The 19,612-nt window shown below is 40.7% G+C and carries 11 protein-coding genes and 1 pseudogene; 1 reads left to right on the plus strand and 11 read right to left on the minus strand.

Annotated elements, in window-relative coordinates; genetic code table 11:
• Nucleotides 1-24: 24 nt before the first annotated feature.
• From DW640_RS03250 to DW640_RS03290, 9 genes and pseudogenes are all read right to left on the minus strand, one after another.
• Nucleotides 25-1,086, minus strand: coding sequence for an efflux RND transporter periplasmic adaptor subunit (locus DW640_RS03250; protein ID WP_008760595.1), 1,062 nt, complete (start codon nucleotides 1,084-1,086; stop codon nucleotides 25-27).
• 7 nt (nucleotides 1,087-1,093) lie between these two features.
• A complete protein-coding gene (locus DW640_RS03255) occupies nucleotides 1,094-2,590 on the minus strand; it encodes a TolC family protein (RefSeq protein ID WP_008760594.1) in 1,497 nt (498 codons plus the stop codon).
• Nucleotides 2,591-2,610: 20 nt separating this feature from the next.
• On the minus strand, nucleotides 2,611-5,916 hold the full coding sequence (locus tag DW640_RS03260) for a xanthan lyase (protein WP_117577335.1): 3,306 nt from the start codon (nucleotides 5,914-5,916) through the stop codon (nucleotides 2,611-2,613).
• Between the two features lie 15 nt (nucleotides 5,917-5,931).
• The gene (locus DW640_RS03265; RefSeq protein ID WP_008760592.1) at nucleotides 5,932-6,825 is read right to left on the minus strand and encodes an ABC transporter ATP-binding protein; all 894 of its coding nucleotides are present in this window, start codon (nucleotides 6,823-6,825) and stop codon (nucleotides 5,932-5,934) included.
• Nucleotides 6,826-7,093: 268 nt separating this feature from the next.
• The gene (locus tag DW640_RS03270; RefSeq protein ID WP_048698999.1) at nucleotides 7,094-8,494 is read right to left on the minus strand and encodes a carboxypeptidase-like regulatory domain-containing protein; all 1,401 of its coding nucleotides are present in this window, start codon (nucleotides 8,492-8,494) and stop codon (nucleotides 7,094-7,096) included.
• A 38-nt stretch (nucleotides 8,495-8,532) separates the two neighbouring features.
• A pseudogene (locus DW640_RS03275) lies at nucleotides 8,533-9,760 on the minus strand (hypothetical protein).
• Nucleotides 9,761-9,764: 4 nt separating this feature from the next.
• Nucleotides 9,765-10,514: a YjbH domain-containing protein gene (locus DW640_RS03280; protein WP_048698984.1), complete on the minus strand. Its 750-nt coding sequence runs from the start codon at nucleotides 10,512-10,514 to the stop codon at nucleotides 9,765-9,767.
• 394 nt (nucleotides 10,515-10,908) lie between these two features.
• Nucleotides 10,909-11,874, minus strand: a complete 966-nt coding sequence (locus DW640_RS03285) for a tyrosine-type DNA invertase cluster 3b (RefSeq protein WP_048698981.1) — start codon at nucleotides 11,872-11,874, stop codon at nucleotides 10,909-10,911.
• 205 nt (nucleotides 11,875-12,079) lie between these two features.
• Nucleotides 12,080-14,419, minus strand: coding sequence for a beta-galactosidase (locus DW640_RS03290; RefSeq protein ID WP_117577337.1), 2,340 nt, complete (start codon nucleotides 14,417-14,419; stop codon nucleotides 12,080-12,082).
• Nucleotides 14,420-14,736: 317 nt separating this feature from the next.
• Between DW640_RS03290 and DW640_RS03295 the strand changes: the two genes are divergently transcribed.
• Nucleotides 14,737-17,427 carry a TonB-dependent receptor gene (locus DW640_RS03295; RefSeq protein WP_117577338.1) on the plus strand — a complete coding sequence of 897 codons (2,691 nt, stop codon included), beginning with the start codon at nucleotides 14,737-14,739 and terminating at the stop codon, nucleotides 17,425-17,427.
• 257 nt (nucleotides 17,428-17,684) lie between these two features.
• Here DW640_RS03295 and DW640_RS03305 read toward each other — a convergent pair whose 3' ends face one another.
• Both DW640_RS03305 and DW640_RS03310 read right to left on the minus strand, forming a co-directional pair.
• The gene (locus tag DW640_RS03305) at nucleotides 17,685-19,208 is read right to left on the minus strand and encodes an OmpH family outer membrane protein (RefSeq protein WP_117577340.1); all 1,524 of its coding nucleotides are present in this window, start codon (nucleotides 19,206-19,208) and stop codon (nucleotides 17,685-17,687) included.
• On the minus strand, nucleotides 19,183-19,608 hold the full coding sequence (locus DW640_RS03310; RefSeq protein ID WP_008760582.1) for a biopolymer transporter ExbD: 426 nt from the start codon (nucleotides 19,606-19,608) through the stop codon (nucleotides 19,183-19,185). Before DW640_RS03310 ends, DW640_RS03305 begins: the two co-directional genes overlap by 26 nt.
• Between the last annotated feature and the right edge of the window lie 4 nt (nucleotides 19,609-19,612).

Consider the following 19,612-nt stretch of genomic DNA (forward strand, 5'->3'; position numbering starts at 1 on the left):
GCGTTCATATATCGCATCCATGATTTACTTTTGGATTTTGACTTTGGCGTCTTCTTTCAGTGTTTCAAAACCCTTCACTACCAAATTGTCATTTACATTAAGTCCGGATAGAATTTCGATATTATATTCATCCTCCAGACCTGTTTGCAGATTGCGTATCTTTGCCGTATTCTTTTCGACGATATATACGTATTTCCGGCGACGATTGGACAGGATTACGTCTTTAGGTATAATGATAGAACTATCAGCTCTGTCAACGATAATATCTGCTTTGGCGAACATACCCGGACGCAACTTCAACTGGTCATTATCAATCAGAATCTTTCCTTTAAAAGTACGTGTCTCTGTACTGATTGCAGGAGACAGCTCACCGACTCTCGCTTTTAAAGTATCTCCGGGGATGGTATAATGAGTAATATATACCGGTTGCGCTTCCTTGACATAACGAATGCTGCTTTCCGGCAGATTGATATCCATATACATTTTATCATAAGCCATCAGACTCACCATAGCCTTTCCCTGCTCCACTCTTGTATCGGCCGTATAGTGAGGCAAATCAACAATCACACCATCAAACGGAGCTTTCACTTTCATCTTCTCCAGATTGAGTTTTGCGTTTTCATAATCGTAACGGGCATTCGTTACTTTTACTTCCGTATTCCGCATTTCACTCATCGTCACCCCTCCTTTTTCATAGAGAGCTTTCTGCTTTGACTGTTCCTGTTCGGCAATTTCAAGACTTAGTTTTTTAGCGTCAATAGCGATTCCGTTTTCATACTCCTTGTCTTCCAGACGGATTATCAGTTCCCCCTTACTTACCCTGTCTCCCATTTTGAAAGGTTTTCCGGTTCTCGGATTAGTCTGAAGTTTATAAAATCCGCTCATTTCCGCATTCTGAGATGCACCGTAAGTCGGCTGCACTGTTCCTGTTGTATTTATTAATTTACTGATAGAACCTTTCTTCAGCTCCACGACAGATACCGGAGTTGCAATATTATTGGGTGCGTTTTGTGGTTTGTTGCCACAGCCGGTTAACAATAGGGTTGTTAACAAAGAAGATGCAATAAAAATTTGATACTGTTTCATGGTCTGCTTATTTTTTATCAATAATGTCTTTCATAGGAACAAGAGGGATATTCTTGTCGAAATCATACAATGAAAGGATTTTAAGATTAAGTAATTCTATTCTGTAATTAATCAACGCCTGCGTATAAGTAATCTTCTTATTCGAAAGCTGAGTCTGGAACTGGCTCATTTCCATACCGGTTATGTCACCTTCCCGATAACGAGTCTGATTCAGATCATAGGTCAACTGTGCATTCTGTACATTTTGCTCGGCGATCTTAATCTGAGTCCGGAGGTTTTCGAGGTTACGCCATACCTGACGAATATTCAGCTCGATATCCACTTTATCCTCTTGAAACTCAAGTTCATTAATCCGTTGAGCCATCTTTTGTGCTTTAATCCTTGCTTTCTTTTCACCCCAGTCGAAAATAGGGACAGCAAAGCTGATGGAAACCCTCGGATTCTGTGTCGGATTATTATAAACTTTATTCAGGTGGCTATTATCTCCTATCAATCCGAAAGAGATGGATACATCTCCTTTAAACTCGTTCAGCGCTTTTGTCTTAATCATATCGAACTCAAGTTCCTTGCTCTCTATTTCACGCTGACGAAGTTCCAGACGCGAACCCAATCCATGCGATATGGCCTGGTCCAGATTTACCTGAATCGGTTTAATCTCCACTTCCGCAAATACAAGAATATCTTCATCCAGCCTCATTCCGAGAGTCTGTTTGAGTTTGTCCTTCGCATTCTCCAGATTCACCTGACTTTCGTCTACAGACGAACGTGCCGTAGCCAGATTCAGTTCCGCTTGAAAGAGTTCGTCCTTCGCTGCTAAATCCGCTTCTACCTTATTCTTGATAATATCATAACTTTGCTGGGCATTAACCAGTTCTTCACGACTGATTTCCAGATTACTCTGTGCCATATAGACAGAATAGAACTGATCGGTTATACTTTTCTCCGTATTCAGTTGCTGCAAAGCATAACTGATATTGGCATTTTCATAATCATATTCTATTTGCTTCAGTTCCATTTTACGCTTGTTGTATGTAAAAATAGGCTGAGTCAATTGCAGATAGAGGTCATTGCTGAATGCCCGGTTACTAGTTTTATCGCCTTCTATAATGGAACTGTTGTCCTGCCAGCCGAAACGGTTGATTAAAGAAATAGTACCGTCTGTCCATAGAATGGGCTGATCGACCTGAAAGGTCCCGCTGGTATTGAATGTTTCATTCGTGTACCATTGTGACAGACGATTATCGAAACGCCTGTTCTTGTTATAGTCCACCGGGTTCAGATTTAATGAAAATCGAGACTTTAATGAAGCCTTCTGCGCCAGCAGATTCTGCTTATATCTCTCCAAATTCATGTAGGAACGGCGAAGAGAAGGACTGTTCTCCTGCGCAATCTCCATTGCCTTGTCAATCGTTAAAGGAATTTGTCCTTGTGATGTCAGGGCAATTCCCGTAAAAGTTACGATTGTCAGCAGCATTCTTTTTAATAGTAGTAAGTCACTTTGCATATAGTTTGCTGTTTTAATAATTATCGTTTCACTATTTTCACTGCGTCGGCTGTCACAGAGCGCAGCTTACATTCATCCGTCAGCACGACACGAACCGTATCGGCACTAAAATAGTAAGTACCGAGTTGTTCCCAACCCTCATTGGCTTTTCTCAGATTGATATAGGCATCTTCCATCTCACTGTCGTATGCCACCCTGAAATGATATTCACCCTGAAGGCGATCATTCCATCGCAGTTCATCATCCTTGAATACATGATAATAAAGCTCATATTGACCGGCTTCCGGCACAGGAATTTTCCATGTAGCCGTCTGACTGCCGTCTCCACTCTTAATCACATAGGCCGAACGGATATATTTGCCATAGTATTTAGCATTGGTGGTAGCTGTCCATTGTAAAGGCGCACGCCACCAGGATATGCCCGAATATTTAAAGGAAGTATCCTCCACTTTATCCAGCCATTTAGGCAGAAGTCCTACGACAGCAGGGGTAGAAAGTACAAAGAGAGTGGAATCTTCATTATCCACAATAACCTCTCCCGGCATTTCTAAGGATGATTCCGGCAAGGTATAGATAGTGTCCTTGACTATTTTATTCCGTTCTTGTTTTACATTACCAATGGATTGCCGTATCATATAAGGAAGATTGCCGGAAACCATCGTATTGATTTCCACATCACGTATCTGTTCTTCCCAGACAGAAACAAATTCTTTGCTTGTATGGGCAGCTATCTCTACCTTTTTTCTGGCTCTAGGATCTTCCATCGGTTGATACCACCAGCCATTTTGAAGAACGTTCATCTGAATGATTCCGTCATAATCCGAGTTATTGCTCACCAGTACTTTCAAGACAAAGAATTCTTCTCCTCCTTTATTGACAACTTTGGTCAGTTCGGGCTCTCCGATCGAATAAAAAGGAAGAGGCGTCAACTGTTCCCATTCTTTCAAATATGAATAAAGATCCGTCCGGCTCATTTCTCCCAGAGTATCCAGCATATTTTCGAACTTTATGTTCAGAAATGTATTACGCTTCAACATCGCATATAGTGAATCCCGGAAAGCATCTACGCCCATGTTTATTTCTGACCGGGCAAAAAGACGGCTTGCCTCCAGTCCTACGATATTATTTTGCAGATTACGCTGTTCCACATCAGCCAGCAACTCCTTGAAAGTATGCTTTTCCAGCAGCAGGTTGGCCTTTTCATTGTTACTAAGCCCATTTATCTGACGTTCCCATCCTTCATTTTCCGACTTCTTTTGCAGATATAGCTCAATAGCCCGATTGGCAACAGGCCATTCCGAAGAGTAAATATTGTAACGGAAATTATAAATCTGCGGGAAAAGGAAATAAGGATTTGCCGTAGACGAAAGATTTCCCCGTCCTCTACTACCCGACGAAAAGTTATAATCGCCTTCTGTCTGCAAAAACATCCAGACAAAGTTACTAAAAGTCCGCATCTGGGCTTCCTGCAGACTGATTTCATTATTTCCCGACCACCGGATATGATTCTTCACCTGCCTCTTCACATCCAGTTCCCAGAATATAGCTCCTTTTTCGGGGAACAATACCATTTCAGGTTGTACTGTCTCCTGCGCTTGCGACCAGGCACGTTCATAGCTGGCAAATTGCACAGGAACTTCTACAATAGAAAATCGCTTAAAAGGATAATCCAGTTTATATTGCCGTGCCAGTTGCTCTTTCACATTACGTATCAGCCAGGGAATGGTATCGTGAATAGAATCAAACGAAGCAGTAAAATAGTCATGGTCCCTTAAATGCCAAACGCTATAAAGAATGCTGTCCGCATAAGCACTTTTTTGCTGATAGTCACCTATGACCAACGATAGTGTCTGAGACGGAAAATCACCTTTGAACGAATACACTCCTTCTTCATCACACTTTCCTTCCCCTTGAGAAAGAGGAACTAACCCCGGTAGAGGCTTGACCTTCAAGCGATAATTACTGAAATAAGTTTGCTGCCAGTCAGGATTTTTATCACTATAGCTTGTTCCTGCACGGGGATACCAATAAGTTTCAGGGGTAAGCATCAGATAATTTTTCGTCTGAAAACTATACTGCTTGTCTATGTTGAACAGAAACTTTTTATTGGAAGCTTGCAGCACTTCGGGAGGGATATCCAAATAACAGAATGAGTTATCTATCTGTCCGTCATACCTGAATGTTGCAGAGATTGTATCGCCTTTGGCATGCTTCGTGCCGAAATCCACCAATACTATTTGCTTGTCACGTTTAAACTTGAGTTGCTGTCCGGCCGAATGAACGGAATGAATGGTTAATCCCGGATTCAAACAGAAGGTGAATACGGCAGATGAGTCCAATGCCACTCCTTTCACAGTTACTTCCGACAGAAAATCTTCAGGATGCTGCTCTACAGAAAGATCATATTCATGAATGAACATCTTCGGAGTAGAAACATATTGGTTGTTGATCTTCGTATAGGTAGCGCGTATATCACTTTGATATAAAATCGAATGTATATGCCAATAACCGCATACGAAAGCTAACATGAGAGTACAAAAAGAAATAACCAGCCACGGATAATTACTGTGTGATGAATTCGGCAGACGCCTGAACAGGGAAATCGTGAAAAAGACAAACGCCAGTCCGGCAAGAAAATAGATGCCACGATGATTTAAAATCACCTCCCAGTTGGAAAAACCGACAATGCTGGACTTCACCAAAGGAAGACTATAAGCCATATAATCGAAAAGATAATAAAGCTTATCTTCAATATAGAAAACGGTAAGTCCGATATATCCTAACAATAAAACGAATGTCAGTGCCTGATTTTTCAATACCAGCATCAGAAAGATAGCCAGGCCGATGATGAAAATCAGCGTAGGGACACTGATCAACAGAAAATAAAGCAAGTAAGCCATCCAGTCCACTTCTCCCAATGTCAGGTTGAATGCAGCCGTAATAGCCATAATAATGAGATTCAGCAACAAAAAGACGCGCAGATTTCCCCAAATCTTACCGATGACGTATTCAGCATTGCTTAATGGACGGACATAAAAGACTTCTGATGTATCCAGCTTTTTATCTCTTTTCAGGAAGTCGGATGCCAGAAAGATAGCAATAACAGCCTGCCCTGTATTTAGCAACAGTAAAATTAGATAAGGAATGTTCGATGGAATGGCTGTAGCAATCCAGAAGCCTCCGCTATCTTCCGATACGAACAACTGGAAATTGAAAAAAGTAATGATAGTTACAGCGAGTACCGTGAATACTCTGAAGAACCAGCTTCTGATTAATAATTTACTTTCATATTTTGCTACCGATTGTATATTAGATATAAAGGTCATATCAGCATATCGTGTTTAGTCGTTTGTCCAAAGGTTTAATTGATTCTCCATATAATATACATAGGCGTGTTCCAGATTAGGGGGAAATGGTTCCGCTTCGTATCCTTCTACTTTATCGGCAACCACCTGTACTTCCCAGATTGTCCCCGATGGAATCGTGGAGATTACCGGATATTTTTTATCGATCTCATGCAACTGATCTCCCGCAGCCCTGATTCTCCACACTTTACCCTCGGCTAATTTCAGCATATCTTGCGGAGAACCGTTGAAGGAAACTTGTCCCCGGTTCATTAACGCCATATTATTACAAGTACTGGAAATATCACCGACAATGTGAGTAGACAAAATAATAGTCACATCATTCTCGCTGACCTCCGAAAGAAGGTTACGGAAACGGATACGTTCTTCCGGGTCAAGTCCGGTAGTAGGTTCATCAACAATGATTACCTTAGGATGATGTATCAGCGCTTGTGCAATTCCTAACCGCCGCTTCATACCTCCCGATAATTTATTGGCATATCGTTCGCGAACATCGAACAACCCTACGTTTTCGAGCATTTCATCCACAGCCTGTTTTCTCTGCCTGCTATGGGTCATACCGGACAGACGCGCCGCGTAATCAAGAAACTCATACGTTTTGTATTTGGCAAAAAAACGAAAGTCCTGAGGAAGATACCCCAGAATACCGCGTATTTCTTTCCGCTGTTTCATCAAATCATAACCGCAAATTTCTACTTGCCCGGAAGTTGGTTCCATAAGGGCTACAAGAATACGCATTAAAGTAGATTTGCCGGCGCCATTGGGTCCTAATAAGCCAAACATCCCTGCAGGTATTTCCAGATTGACATCTTTCAAGGCATGATTTCCGTTTGGATAGATCTTATTAAGGTTCTTAATAATTATGCTCATGACATTTTATTTGTCCTATGTTGTATTGGGTGATAAAGATAGGCTTTATTTACAGGATACAAATCATAATTATAAACATTAACTTATATTAGTAGAATTCTGTCTAAAATGAACATTCAACAAACATCCATATATCTCATAAACGAAAAGGAAGAAACCACTTCACAGTGACCTCTTCCTCCTCATATCCCATATGATTATTGCCCAACAGGGTTTATAAAAAAGGGTTTTATTAAAAAAGGGTTATTTTTATGATCTTAATTATTTATTAGTTACTTCCACCCTTACCACCACTATGAGTAGGATTAGTAGTCACTGTCTTATACTGATGATCAGTTCCGGTATAGCGTGTTGCAATTACTGAAATTGTAACAGGACTTCCTTTATACAGCACCTTAGTAGACAATGTAGTAGTACGAGTCTTAGCATAACAAGTATAGTTCATTGTCGTATAACCATTCACGTTTACAGTATTATAAGTACGTTCTGTTGTTTTCACACCTGATGCTGAACCCATCAACGAATACAAACGAGTTTTGAAGAAAGCTACCATAGCATTAATTGTTGCATCACTAGCACCCGACAATTTGCTCTTTACAGCATTGGTGATATCTGCATCTTTACATTCCCAACCGGATTTCTCTTTATAAGTCAATGCAATGCCAGTTACAGCTTTAGGATTTTCGCTGTTATCACGGCTTGCCTGTCCCAAAACTTCACTCTTTACAACTGTTTCAGAACTAACCTTACTAGTTACTTTATTTTCTACAGCATAAGATGAGAAGTGCTTGATATCTGCCTGATAGCTACCACCTTTCAAGTTTACCTTACTTGTTTGTACCTCCCATTTTCCTGTTTCGGTATTCAGATAAGTAAGCTGCATATCCGATTCAGCAAAAGTTACATCAGGAATAGGATTAGGTATAGAAATAGTGACCGGATTTACAAATTCCAAACCTGTCGGTTCAAAATGAGCAGCTGCCAAAGGAATAGTCTTTTCTACATCTTTATTCTCTTCTGTAGGTTTTACATCCGTTGTTACTTCTTCGGGAGCTGGAACATAAGTAGTTACACTAATATCAGCTGAACCGTCTTCATTGATACCCGTTCCACTTTCAGGAAGCGCATCAGCAGGAATAGTTACTTCTACTGTTGTAATAGGAAGATCCTCAACAACTTCATCTGCCGGAGTTGTAGTTGGGTCCGGAATGTCTTTATTAGAGTCACTATTATCTTTTACTGTAGCATCCTCACCTTTCTTCACATTTTCCGGTTCACTTTGCTTAGTCAAAGCCACAGCAACAGTCACCACACTACGATTTTCCGCATTAGCAGCAATTTCTACAGAAGTACTTTGAGCAAGATAACCTTTAGGAGCAACTTCTACAGAATACTTACCTACATTCTTCTCTGTTACAGAGAACTTACCATCTTTGTCAGTCTTAATTGTCTCAGTACCAATTTTTACATCAACACCAGACACACCTTTCCCGGCATCCGTCACAGTACCCATAATGTAATACTCAACAACCGGAGCGGGAGTTTCAATCACTTCACCCGGTTCTTGCTTTGGTTCATCGTCATCATCATGACAGGAAACTGTTACAAAAGACAACACACCGAAGGCTATCGCCAAAGAGCATGCATACAACCATTTTAAATTTCTCATAATTGTTCAATTTTTGTTTAAATTACTAATATCAACTCTTATTTAAGTTTTGTCTTTTCATTGGTACGAATCAAATAATAACGGATATAATCCGGCTGCCAGAAACGGCTGTTTTCAGCAGATTTCGGTTCTATAGCTTACCCCCAAAGCACGGCGAGCAAATTCATTCCCACTACGCATGTCATATTGAAAAGCGAAATAATCCGGAAGCATCACACGTACCGCGTGACGACTACGCTTCTTACCCGGCAATGGAATCGAAAAATGAAATCCGGCATTTGTTTCTCCATCTGTATACATGCCATAAAGTCCCACGATATATTCACCGAAGTAACGTGAAAGAATTCCGCATACCCCATAATCTCCATATATAAAACGTCCGCCGCTAACTTTCAATTGAGTATTCACTTGTGGAATGAAATAACCTACGCTAAGCTGTCCATTCACTCTTTTCCATTTACTCATTCCCCAGTCGTTGCCATATAAATGAGACGAACCGGTTATACCACCTTCTCCTTCTACTGTCCAACGGCCGTCAGAAGAAAAATAACCAATACCGGCTGCGAGTCCCTGACGATCATCCGAGAAATTTCCACCAGTCAGGTATCCCTTCCAATGATTATCCAGACGAAATTCCTGGCGCAATGTCAAATACCCCGGTCGGATGCAATCCCATTTGCCCGGCTCATTATTGACGATAGGTAAGCAAACCTGCAGCCTCAATGAAGCACCTTTCCAAAGTTGCATTTCTACAGCCGGTTGCAATTCAAAAGCTGCTTTATATAATTTGTAAGTAACATTATTAACTAACATTACCCCCGGATAAACCACTACGTCCACTTTCCCAAAAGTAGTAGACTCTCGTTTGGTTCCTTTTAAGGCCTCCATTGCAGTTTTGGTGGAAGTAGTCATCTGCATATTACGGTAAACTCCATCCAAATCACATTTTCCCGATTGATAATCCTCAATCAGCTTCGCAGGCAAAGTGATACAAAGTTGCGGCAAAGCATTATCCAATATGACCAACTGCAATGTAGAGACTTCCGGAAGAGTGATCAGGCGACGTATTGCAATGCCTATACCATTATAAGATCCCCTATATACGGAAGTCTCAAATGCTGCCGTAATCGTATCCTGCTTCTGTGCTACAGAAATATTTTCCATTTGCAATTCTTTCAGGACTTCAGATATCCCAGCAGATTGCGCATCCACACTTTCCAAAGTGCAGCAACATATTATATATAGTATACTAAATACTCTTTTCATTTTCTTAATGTATTAATGTACATTCATAACGCAAACCGGCAGAAACACAGGTAAATTCGCGTGTAAACACATGGACGGACAAACGTTTCCAAAAACGTATTGCTCCACCCAAATTCCATCCATTGGTATCATACTCTGCCATCAGCTTTAACTCACGGCAAAAAGCGGGAGTATAACGAATACCACCAAAAGGGCCTTTCTTGAAAGCCGGTTGATTGCCCTGATGAAAATACCAGCCTGCTGTAACAGCCAACTGATGCCCCTTGCAGAAACCAAACGTCTTAGTTAAGACACCATAATAATCTCCCCAATACTGAGTAGCCTTTTCTGTAAAAAGATCATCAGCACCAATTACCACAGCAGGGAAATAACGGCTTTCTTTCAATGGACGAATACGGATAGTATTGGAACGATCTTGGTTGTGATAACCGACTCTGCCATTATATGTTCGCATTTTGAGTAACGTCATACGGTAAGTCAGTTCAACAAAAGAGAACAAAGACATGTCTACGGAGTAATTCATGGTAGGATAGTTAAACTTATTAGGCGTAACCTCTTCAGGAAGGAAGTTTGCGCTTCCCATAAAGGTTCCTGTTTCCTGCATCTCGGCTGTAGGTATCATCATCTGCCCAGTTGCCCCAAGAGCATATTGTGCATGAATCCGGCTTGTTGTCAAGATTAGAATCAGAATTAATACAACACCCTTTAATGGAATAAATCGCATATCCCCCAAAATAGCTTCAGTTTGTTTCATTTTTTATCTATGTATATTCCTAAATAGAGACCTTACCCCAATTTGATTCATAAATCCTCTATTTTTACCATTCTTTTTTCTGTTACTTCTTAGGTAACGGAAAACACAGGGGGGAAGGGAAAAATCTCTTAAAATACGAAAGATAGGACATGCCAAGCCACCAAAGGAAGCTCAGTCTAAGCGTAGGGTGAAATTTCTTTGATTATGGGACGTAAAAATCTTAGAATATGAAAAAAAGGGTTCTTTCATGTTCCAGGCTATTTTTATCTTATTTTTGAATCAAAAAAGAAAAAAAGGACAGTTTATTTGCTTGTTATTTATTTTTTTTGTCTATCTTTGTGCCATTATTATTTCCGTTACCTAAGAAGTAACTCGCATATATTTATACTGATTATTAACACTTTATATCATTTACACGTTTTACCAAGCAATTCTTTACGTAAGACAAATTCATTTTATTTACTTCAGTACGTTCTTTCAAAGCAAAGCCTTTAAGGTAGATTTGTGTTGTTTTGATTGATTTGTGTCCCAACGATTCGCTGATCATTTCAATAGGAACTCCGCGATATTTCGCAGTGGTAGCCCACGAATGGCGAATGGTATAAGAAGTGACAGGAGAAGTCAGATGCAAAGCCTTTGCCAGTCCTCTCAAATGGTTATTGAAATTCCGGAGGGCAGACTGGTATTCTCGATAAGCACTTTCATCTTTCCGCTTTTTATCACCATTCAGAATACTAAATAGATAATCAGGGCAATCCGGATAAGCAGGCTGCCTGTTCCAAAGCTGATCAATCATATCTTTAGCGGTATCCAATATTTCCACACTCATCGGAGTCTTCGTTTTAACACGATTATAATGAAGAACATTCCTGTCTAAAGACGACTTCTCCAAATGCGCCAAATCAGCAAACGACATACCACAGAATTGGAACATCAAAGCAGCAATCGCCTGTGTACGTCGCAAAATATCCGATTTCGGATCTCCGTATAAAAGCTTATGTAACTCAGTTGCCGGCAAAGCCTTCTTTTGACGGACATCCACTCCCGTATACACCCCGTGAAACAATCGGTGAACATAAGGAGCCCTTCCCGATTCTACTCCACGATTATAAATACTACGCAGCATACGCATATACGTCGAAACCGTATTAAGCTTCAAGCCACGTTCATAAAGATACTGCCCGTAACACCGTAAGTGTTCGCGGGTTACTTGTCCGAATGACACGGTAGGAGTGCCACAAAACCCTCTAAAAGAAAGAAGTGCATTTTCATACACATGCGCAGTAGAATAGCGCCCCTCTTTTCGTAAACGACCGATGTACATCTCAGCGCATCGGCTAAACCCATTTTTTTTCATCATTTATACACTAGTTAATTATATAAATCACCTTCTCAGATGAGAGAACAAATATACTTCCTCTTAGGGTTTTAACCATCACAAGAATTATTTTATTTCGAACGAAAATCAGAAAGCGACCCTCACTCACGTGAAAGTCGCTTTCTGATTTTCATAACTTAATGAACAAACTAATAAATAATTAACCTTTTCTTAAAAATCTCAAACATTATATCTTAAACGGTTGCATCTTCAAATATACCTTATAGTCTTTAATCATCCCCGTTTTACCGGCTTCAGCCCTGGGTAAATAAGAGAATCCCGTAATAACTTTATCTTCACCAAGATCTATCACAATCTGATGAGGAAATGCAGGTTTGGAAGAGGAATAATTGGTATGCCAAAATGTTGATTCCTGCAAATCAAAAACATTTGTTGCAATATTGTTCGCGGCATCCGTTTCCTCACTATCGGCATAAATCACTTTCCAATGCTGACGGGATACCGGTTTGCCATCTTCGCCCAACAACTCCAATTCTGCAATAGCCGCGAAATCTTTCCCATCATGGGCGTTCAAAGCCTCCAGACAGAAGAAACGAGTCTCCACCTTCTTACCGAATTTCACATGTTGCCAACCATTGCCTGACTTAAATATCCCTTGATAAACAGGAGTTTCATTTGTTAAGTCCAAGTTCTCACCCATCTTACGATGAGCATAAGCTCCGTTACCACGTTGTACATCCAGAATTGGTTGACGCAGACCTTCAGTTTCGGCTTTTGAAGGACCAGCCATATCCAATATAATGATTTCATTCTCTCCTTTCTTCAACCAGCAGCCCGGCACATATAAGGTCTGTTGAGGTCCGATTTCCCAATAACGACCAATCGCATGACCATTCACCCATACCATACCTTTACTCCAGTTCATCATATTCAAGAATGTATCCCCTAACTCATTGAGGTTAAACGTCGACCGGTAATAAGCCGGTTGATTGCCAGCATTCTCCTGTTGTTTATACTGCTTATCACGGGCAAAACTATAATCTACCGGAATAGTATATACCTTCCAGTCCTTCACCAGTTCAACTCCTTTATCCGATTGCAGTTCTACTTTCTCGGTAATACCTTTCCAGTCATAAATACCTTTGCCGAAATTCATTCTTCCCATTGCTTCCACCAGGATATCCAGTCTGTCACCTTCTTGCAGTGGTGGTAACTTTACTACACCTTCCCCCTTCAAACGGCTCAGAGTAGCCAGTTTCTTACCATTCAGAAAGACTTGTGCCCAGTCATGAGCTTCTGTGATCAGTAATGTCTGTTCTTTATCAGAAGCGGATAATGAAGTCCGATACAGAATACTACCCCATCCCTGATCAAAAGCTTCCATTGTCCGGATATCCTCACTCTCTTTGGGGTGAGGCAGATTATCAAACAAGACTGCCACTTCAGTCATTTTAATAGCAGGAATAGCTATAGTCGGTATCGAATCCGGAATTTCCGGCAAGGTTTCACCTTCCGGCAGGTAGTTACCAAGCAGATTCCGTACTTCCAGATATTTAGGAGTCACTTTACCGGATTCATTGATAGGAGCATCATAATCATACGATGTGCAAGTCGGTGAAAAGTTCGGGAAATTCGCGCCTCCCCAATGCCCGAAACTAGTCCCTCCATGAGTCATATACAAGCTGAAAGAAATATTGCGGTCCAGCATTTCTTTCATACCTTTTACCAATTCTTCGGCACTTCTTGTTTCATGCTTGGCTCCCCAATGGTCAAACCATCCGGACCAAAATTCACTGCACATCAATGGAGTGTCCGGCCGTAGTTCTTTCAACCGTTTAAATTGCTCGTCGATGTTAGCACCCGTACCGAAATTAATAGTCCAGAGCAAATCATCCAGTGCATTATTCTCAAAATTCGAGTTCCAGTCACACTGGAATAAAGGAACACCTGTAAAACCGGCTTGTTTTACCATGTCACGGATTTCGGATATATACGGCTTATCGATTCCAAATGCTCCATACTCATTCTCCACCTGTACCATAATGATATTCCCTCCTTTACTAATCTGAAGATCAGCCAGCTGTTTGCCCACTTCGTTCAAAAAGAGTTTCACACGTTCCATGTAGTATGGGTCTTGCTCGCGAAGTTTGATATCCTTCTTCTTCAGCAGCCACCAAGGCAAGCCGCCCATTTCCCATTCCGCACAGACATAAGGTCCGGGACGCACTATGACATACATTCCATTCTCTTGAGCCAAACGACAAAACGCAGCTATATCTTTCTGTCCGGCAAAATCATACCTTCCTTCTTCCGGTTCATGAAAATTCCAGAACACATACAAGCAAATCGTATTCATACCCAGTGCCTTGCACATTTTAATACGATGTTCCCAATATTCTTTCGGGATACGCGGATAATGAATCTCTGCCGCTTTTACAACAAACGGTTTTCCATTCAGCAAGAAAGTATTCTTCCCCACTTCAAATGTGCCCTCCGAAGATTGAGAGCATGAGCTGCCAAGAACAGCCACTACTAAAATAAGTAAATACAATAAAGGTTTCTTCATTTTCTATCTATTGTTTTCATGATATATCTCATACTTAATAAAGAGAATTCACTATCGGCTAATGTTTCCATTAAACCGACAGCGAATTTGAAAATAATCCAAGTGTTCCTAAAAACTAAAATAATACCTATTGAAAACTGAGTACGGTGCAAAGATGAGGTATTATGCGCAAACAAAGGTCCTCAAATAAGTCAAAAGGGTATGAATATCGTTCAAATGAACTTTATTTATCATTTTATGAACTCTTTTTACAGAAAAAATCAAGATATTTGCAAGAAATACCATAAACACTAAAACACCTCATAACGGGAGACCTTATGAATAAAACGACTTTTATACTACTAATAACATTAATTATATCATACATAAATACTGCTTATATTCAAGCACAGACTCAACGTGTCACAGTACAGGGGAGTATTCTGGAAAAAGACACACAGTTCCCTGTTGAGCAAGCTACCATACAACTGTTATCCTTGCCCGACAGTAATTATATAAAAGGCATTTCCAGCTTGGAACAGGGAAAATTTTCACTCACAACTCTCCCGGGACGTTTTTTGCTAAAAATTTCTTTCATAGGCTTCGCTACCGAATATAAGCCCCTGCAAATAAACACAACCCAGACTATTGTTCAACTAGGCAAAATAGAGTTGAAACCTGATGCTGTACTTCTTAACGAAACCGTCATTGTAGCCCAAGCCCCGCCTGTTGTCGTCACAGGTGATACAACCGCATATAATACTTCCGCTTACCGCGTCAGTGAAGGTGCTGCATTGGAAGAACTAGTCAAAAAGCTACCCGGAGCCGAAATAAACGAAGAAGGGAAATTAATCATTAATGGTCAGGAAGTCAAAAAAATCATGATGAACGGAGAAGAATTCTTCCTTAACGACCCCAATACGGTTTTAAAAGAACTGCCAGCCGATATGATAGATCAACTAAAAACGTACCAAAAGAAATCAGACATGGCACGTATTACCGGAGTAGATGACGGTAAAGAAGAAATGGTACTCGACTTACGCGTAAAACCAAGTATGAGAAAAGGATGGAATGGTAACTTTGAAGCAGGATATGGAAATGACGACCATTATAGGGCAAAAGGAATGGCCAATCGTTTCAAAAACAAAATGAACTTATCAATCAATGGTACCGCCAACGACAATGGAATTAATTCCAATCAAAGAATAGGTGCCAACTATTCTCAGAATACTCAGAAACTCAAATATGGAGGTAGTATTGAAGTCCGGGAAAATAAACGCGATTCATGGAGCAAGCGTCATACAGAATCTTTTTTGTCAGACAACACTTCTCAGTTTTCCCTGCAGAACAACCAATCCGATGGAAAGACAAGTGCTATTTCCGCTAATTTTCGTTTCGAATGGAAATTAGACAGCCTCACCACTATTATGTATCGACCGACATTTAATTTTTCCAAAGGAAACTCCAATTCAGGCAACTTCTCAGAAACGCTCAACAACGAGTCAACTCCTATCAACCGGAAAGAAGCCACAAACCACCAAACGAATGACAGATTCTCCACCAATGGCTCTTTGCAGTTAAACCGCAAATTAAACAGCAAAGGAAGAAACATCGCCTTACGTCTTTATTACGATCTGGATGACGGCAATTCCGATCGGTATAGTCTTTTGAATACTTATTACTTGAAGTATGGTGATAGTATAAAAACTTTAAACCAATGGATTGAAAAACTTGACGAAAACAATAAATATCAAGTTCAGATAACATATATGGAACCTGTATTTACCAATCGGTTTATCGAAATTAATTATAGCTATCAACACCGTTCCTCACTCTCTGAAAAATATGCCTATGACTGGGATAAACAAGAAGATACATACAGTCAATATCCTGACACAGCGCACAGTGATTGCTACAAAAATAAATATTCCACCCACCAAACCGGCATATTTTTCCGTACTATCCGCACCAACTATTTTTATAATATAGGTATAGAAGTTGAGGCACAAAAAACGACAAATAAAAGCTATATGCGGGACACGACCTTTGAGTATTTATCCAGAAATGCAATAAACTACTCCCCCACCATAAACTTTAAGTATACCTTCTCTAAACAAACAACCTTAAAAATAAACTATCGTGGGAGAACGGCACAACCCGGTATGACCGACTTATATAGAAAAAAAGATATTTCTGATCCTTTAAACATACGGCTAGCTAACCCCGAACTTAAACCATCATTCAATAACAACATATCAGCTACATTTAATACTTACTTTACTGAAACATCCCGTAGTTTGAATGCTAACCTCTCCTATAATAATACAATGAATAGTACAACACGTATTGTCACATATGACGAAAATACCGGAGGACAGACTACCCAACCGACTAATGTGAACGGGAACTGGCGAATAAACGGTTCGCTTACCTTCAGTACTCCATTATCCAACAAAAAATTCACAGTAAATACACACACCAATACAAATTACGGCAACTCTGTCGGTTTCACTGTGCTCAACAAAGAGTCAGATGCAGTTAAAAGTAATACAACTAACCTCTTTTTATCAGAACGTTTAAAAGGAAGCTACCGTAGCGACCTGATTGACTTTGAGTTATCTGCAGAAGTCAGATATCGAAAATCAGAACATTCTATCAAAAAAGAGAACCGACGGGAAACATTTGATTATACATTCGGAACTGAAGCAAACTTAAACTTACCTTGGGATATAAAAATCTCATCCAATATCAATTGTAGATTAAAAAGAGGATATGGCGGTAAAAATGATACTAACCGCACCCTATGGAACGCACAAATATCGAAAAGCTTCCTCAAGAAGAAAAAGGCAACCGTCCGATTTCACCTATATGATATCCTCCGTGAGAATGAAAGTTCGGAACGTTCCATTTCCGAGAATTCTATCACCGACAGAGAATCCAGTACATCTAACGTATATTTTATGGCATATATTGCCTATCGGTTCAATACCTTCGGACAAAAAAGAAAACGACAATCGGTACAAAACTAAAATTATAAAAGAGGAGGAAATGATGTATCCACAACTACATCATTTCCTTTTTGTTCTTTAAACATGCTGAGTAACATTGAAAAAAGTCATATTGCAAGATATCAGAGATTCTCAAAAGGAGTTCGGTATCAATACTTGACTTCCCGAAGATTTTATACACATTGGTCCGCGCACAACAAAGCTGTTCTGCAAACCAAGTGACAGACAATCCTTGTCGATGTAGTTCAATTTCTATAAGCCGGCCAACGTGTGTCATCTTACTCTTGTGGAATAATTAAGAAACTGAAACCACACGCTCCTCCTCCGCCATTTTCCAATCGCACAAGAATACGGTTCCACCCTTGACGGAACTGGAAAGGAGTAATATGTTCGTCAATATTATACCAACTGGTACCATAATCGCGCCATACATCCTTACCATTTATCCATACCCGGCCACTATCATCCGTACCGATGGCAACCAACATAGTAGTAGCCTCATCAAAATAAAGTTCCGTATAAGCATAATAAGTAGAATGTCCGGTAGTGACAGGAACCGTATTATGCATTGATTCACTTTGCATAAACTTCCATCGCAGCGTACCATCCAAATACACTTCTTCCCCTATGACCTTTATCGGATGAGAATCCGTTTCCATCACCCCTGTACCTACTTGTCCGTCAGTATATACCGCATCAAAGTCCACAGATATCTCAGGCGGATGGACAATTGAAAAGTCCTCTCGCCCAAAACTTTCCCACGGTCCTATCATATACCATGTGTTAATATATAACCACCCTTTACGATCCGCGCTTTTTGAGAAACGCCGTCCGGGCAATGCCTGAGCTTTTACCATTTCCTGATTAAGCCGGGGACCTGCATAAGCATTCATCGGACGTCTGTTTCCACTGCCCTGAGCTGCCTCCCCCATGCCACCGAAACCGTTCCCATTGCCACTGCCTTCACCTCCGCCCGGCTGACCATTGCCAATTCCAAAGCCGCCACCGGGCTTTCCGACCTGCTTCACTACTCCAAAGAGATTTTCCAACCGAGATTGAGCAAGTCCGGCTTGTCGGGTCGCTTGTCCCAACAGACCACGGTAGTTGTTCAAGTCTGCCGTACTTTTTATTTCCAGACCTGCGCTGGCATTACTTCCCGCTGAAGTAGCCCATTCCCCTCCTTTAGTCTGCATTCGAATCAGTTCTTCAAAACTTGGCATACGGGAAGAACCTGTCTTCAGAGAACTATAAACCTCGGGAAACGAAAGTCCCTTGGAAAGCGCCTGTTTAGCTGCATTGGCAGCCAAATGGTTCTGCTGTATTTCAGCCTCATATTCTCTTAAAAGAGCATACATATCTTCTACCGACGGATTCGCAGATAACTTGCCCGCCTGCGGAATATTCCTTGCTTTCGAAGTATCATTAGCATCATCCGGTGCCGTACGTGGTAACTTTCTTTGCTCTACTTTAGTCAACAATTCATTTTTCCGCTGCCTCATCTTCTTAGCCATTTCCTGAAATTTACGAAGCTGATCTTCCAAATTTTTCTTGACCAATACTTCCGACTGCTTCACTAATTGCTCAGAATAATTAGCGGGAAGCTCCCGCTGAGCCTGCTCCTGCTTTATTTTATCACTGATACTTTTCGGAGATTTCTGTTTTTTCGCTTGCAAGTCAATAGCTCCCTGTCCTGGTGATGGCATCAGCCAGATAAACACCGCTCCTCCTACCAGACAGACCAGTGCAATAACCCATGATAGGATAACCGTCAGACGGCTACTCCCTGTTGTAGTTTTCGTCATATGTTCGTATTCCTATATTCGTTAAATTATAAAACTGACAAGCATCCATTACTTCCACAAAACGTCCGAATGGAGTGTTTTTATCCATATCAATGCGGATACGCCGACCCGGATCAGAGATACAGGTCTCCCGCAATTGTTCCATCATGAAATTGGTCGAACAAGGTTGTCCGTCCCAATAGAAGTTACCTTCAGCATCCAGTCCTACAATAGCCTGTTTATCATCCGGTTTCAGTTTTATGGCTGATTCCGAAGTCGGCAGATCCACTGAAATATCCCTGTTTTTCACCTTCGTCATTGTAGAGACAAGAAAGAAGATCAATAGCAGAAACACACAGTCGATCAAGGGCGACATAGACACTTCCGGTTCATCTTCATTATTAAATAGTGATAATCTCATAAGC

The sequence above is a fragment of the Bacteroides sp. AM23-12 genome, from assembly GCF_003434395.1.
GTDB lineage: Bacteria > Bacteroidota > Bacteroidia > Bacteroidales > Bacteroidaceae > Bacteroides > Bacteroides thetaiotaomicron.

What these genes read in the sequence shown, in the direction of transcription:
- DW640_RS03270 (WP_048698999.1), bottom strand. Translation starts at nt 8,494, where the DNA reads ATGAGAAATTTAAAATGGTTGTATGCATGCTCTTTGGCGATAGCCTTC.
- DW640_RS03290 (WP_117577337.1), bottom strand. Translation starts at nt 14,419, where the DNA reads ATGAAGAAACCTTTATTGTATTTACTTATTTTAGTAGTGGCTGTTCTT.
- DW640_RS03250 (WP_008760595.1), bottom strand. Translation starts at nt 1,086, where the DNA reads ATGAAACAGTATCAAATTTTTATTGCATCTTCTTTGTTAACAACCCTA.
- DW640_RS03310 (WP_008760582.1), bottom strand. Translation starts at nt 19,608, where the DNA reads ATGAGATTATCACTATTTAATAATGAAGATGAACCGGAAGTGTCTATG.
- DW640_RS03280 (WP_048698984.1), bottom strand. Translation starts at nt 10,514, where the DNA reads ATGAAACAAACTGAAGCTATTTTGGGGGATATGCGATTTATTCCATTA.
- DW640_RS03285 (WP_048698981.1), bottom strand. Translation starts at nt 11,874, where the DNA reads ATGATGAAAAAAAATGGGTTTAGCCGATGCGCTGAGATGTACATCGGT.
- DW640_RS03255 (WP_008760594.1), bottom strand. Translation starts at nt 2,590, where the DNA reads ATGCAAAGTGACTTACTACTATTAAAAAGAATGCTGCTGACAATCGTA.
- DW640_RS03295 (WP_117577338.1), top strand. Translation starts at nt 14,737, where the DNA reads ATGAATAAAACGACTTTTATACTACTAATAACATTAATTATATCATAC.
- DW640_RS03265 (WP_008760592.1), bottom strand. Translation starts at nt 6,825, where the DNA reads ATGAGCATAATTATTAAGAACCTTAATAAGATCTATCCAAACGGAAAT.
- DW640_RS03260 (WP_117577335.1), bottom strand. Translation starts at nt 5,916, where the DNA reads ATGACCTTTATATCTAATATACAATCGGTAGCAAAATATGAAAGTAAA.
- DW640_RS03305 (WP_117577340.1), bottom strand. Translation starts at nt 19,208, where the DNA reads ATGACGAAAACTACAACAGGGAGTAGCCGTCTGACGGTTATCCTATCA.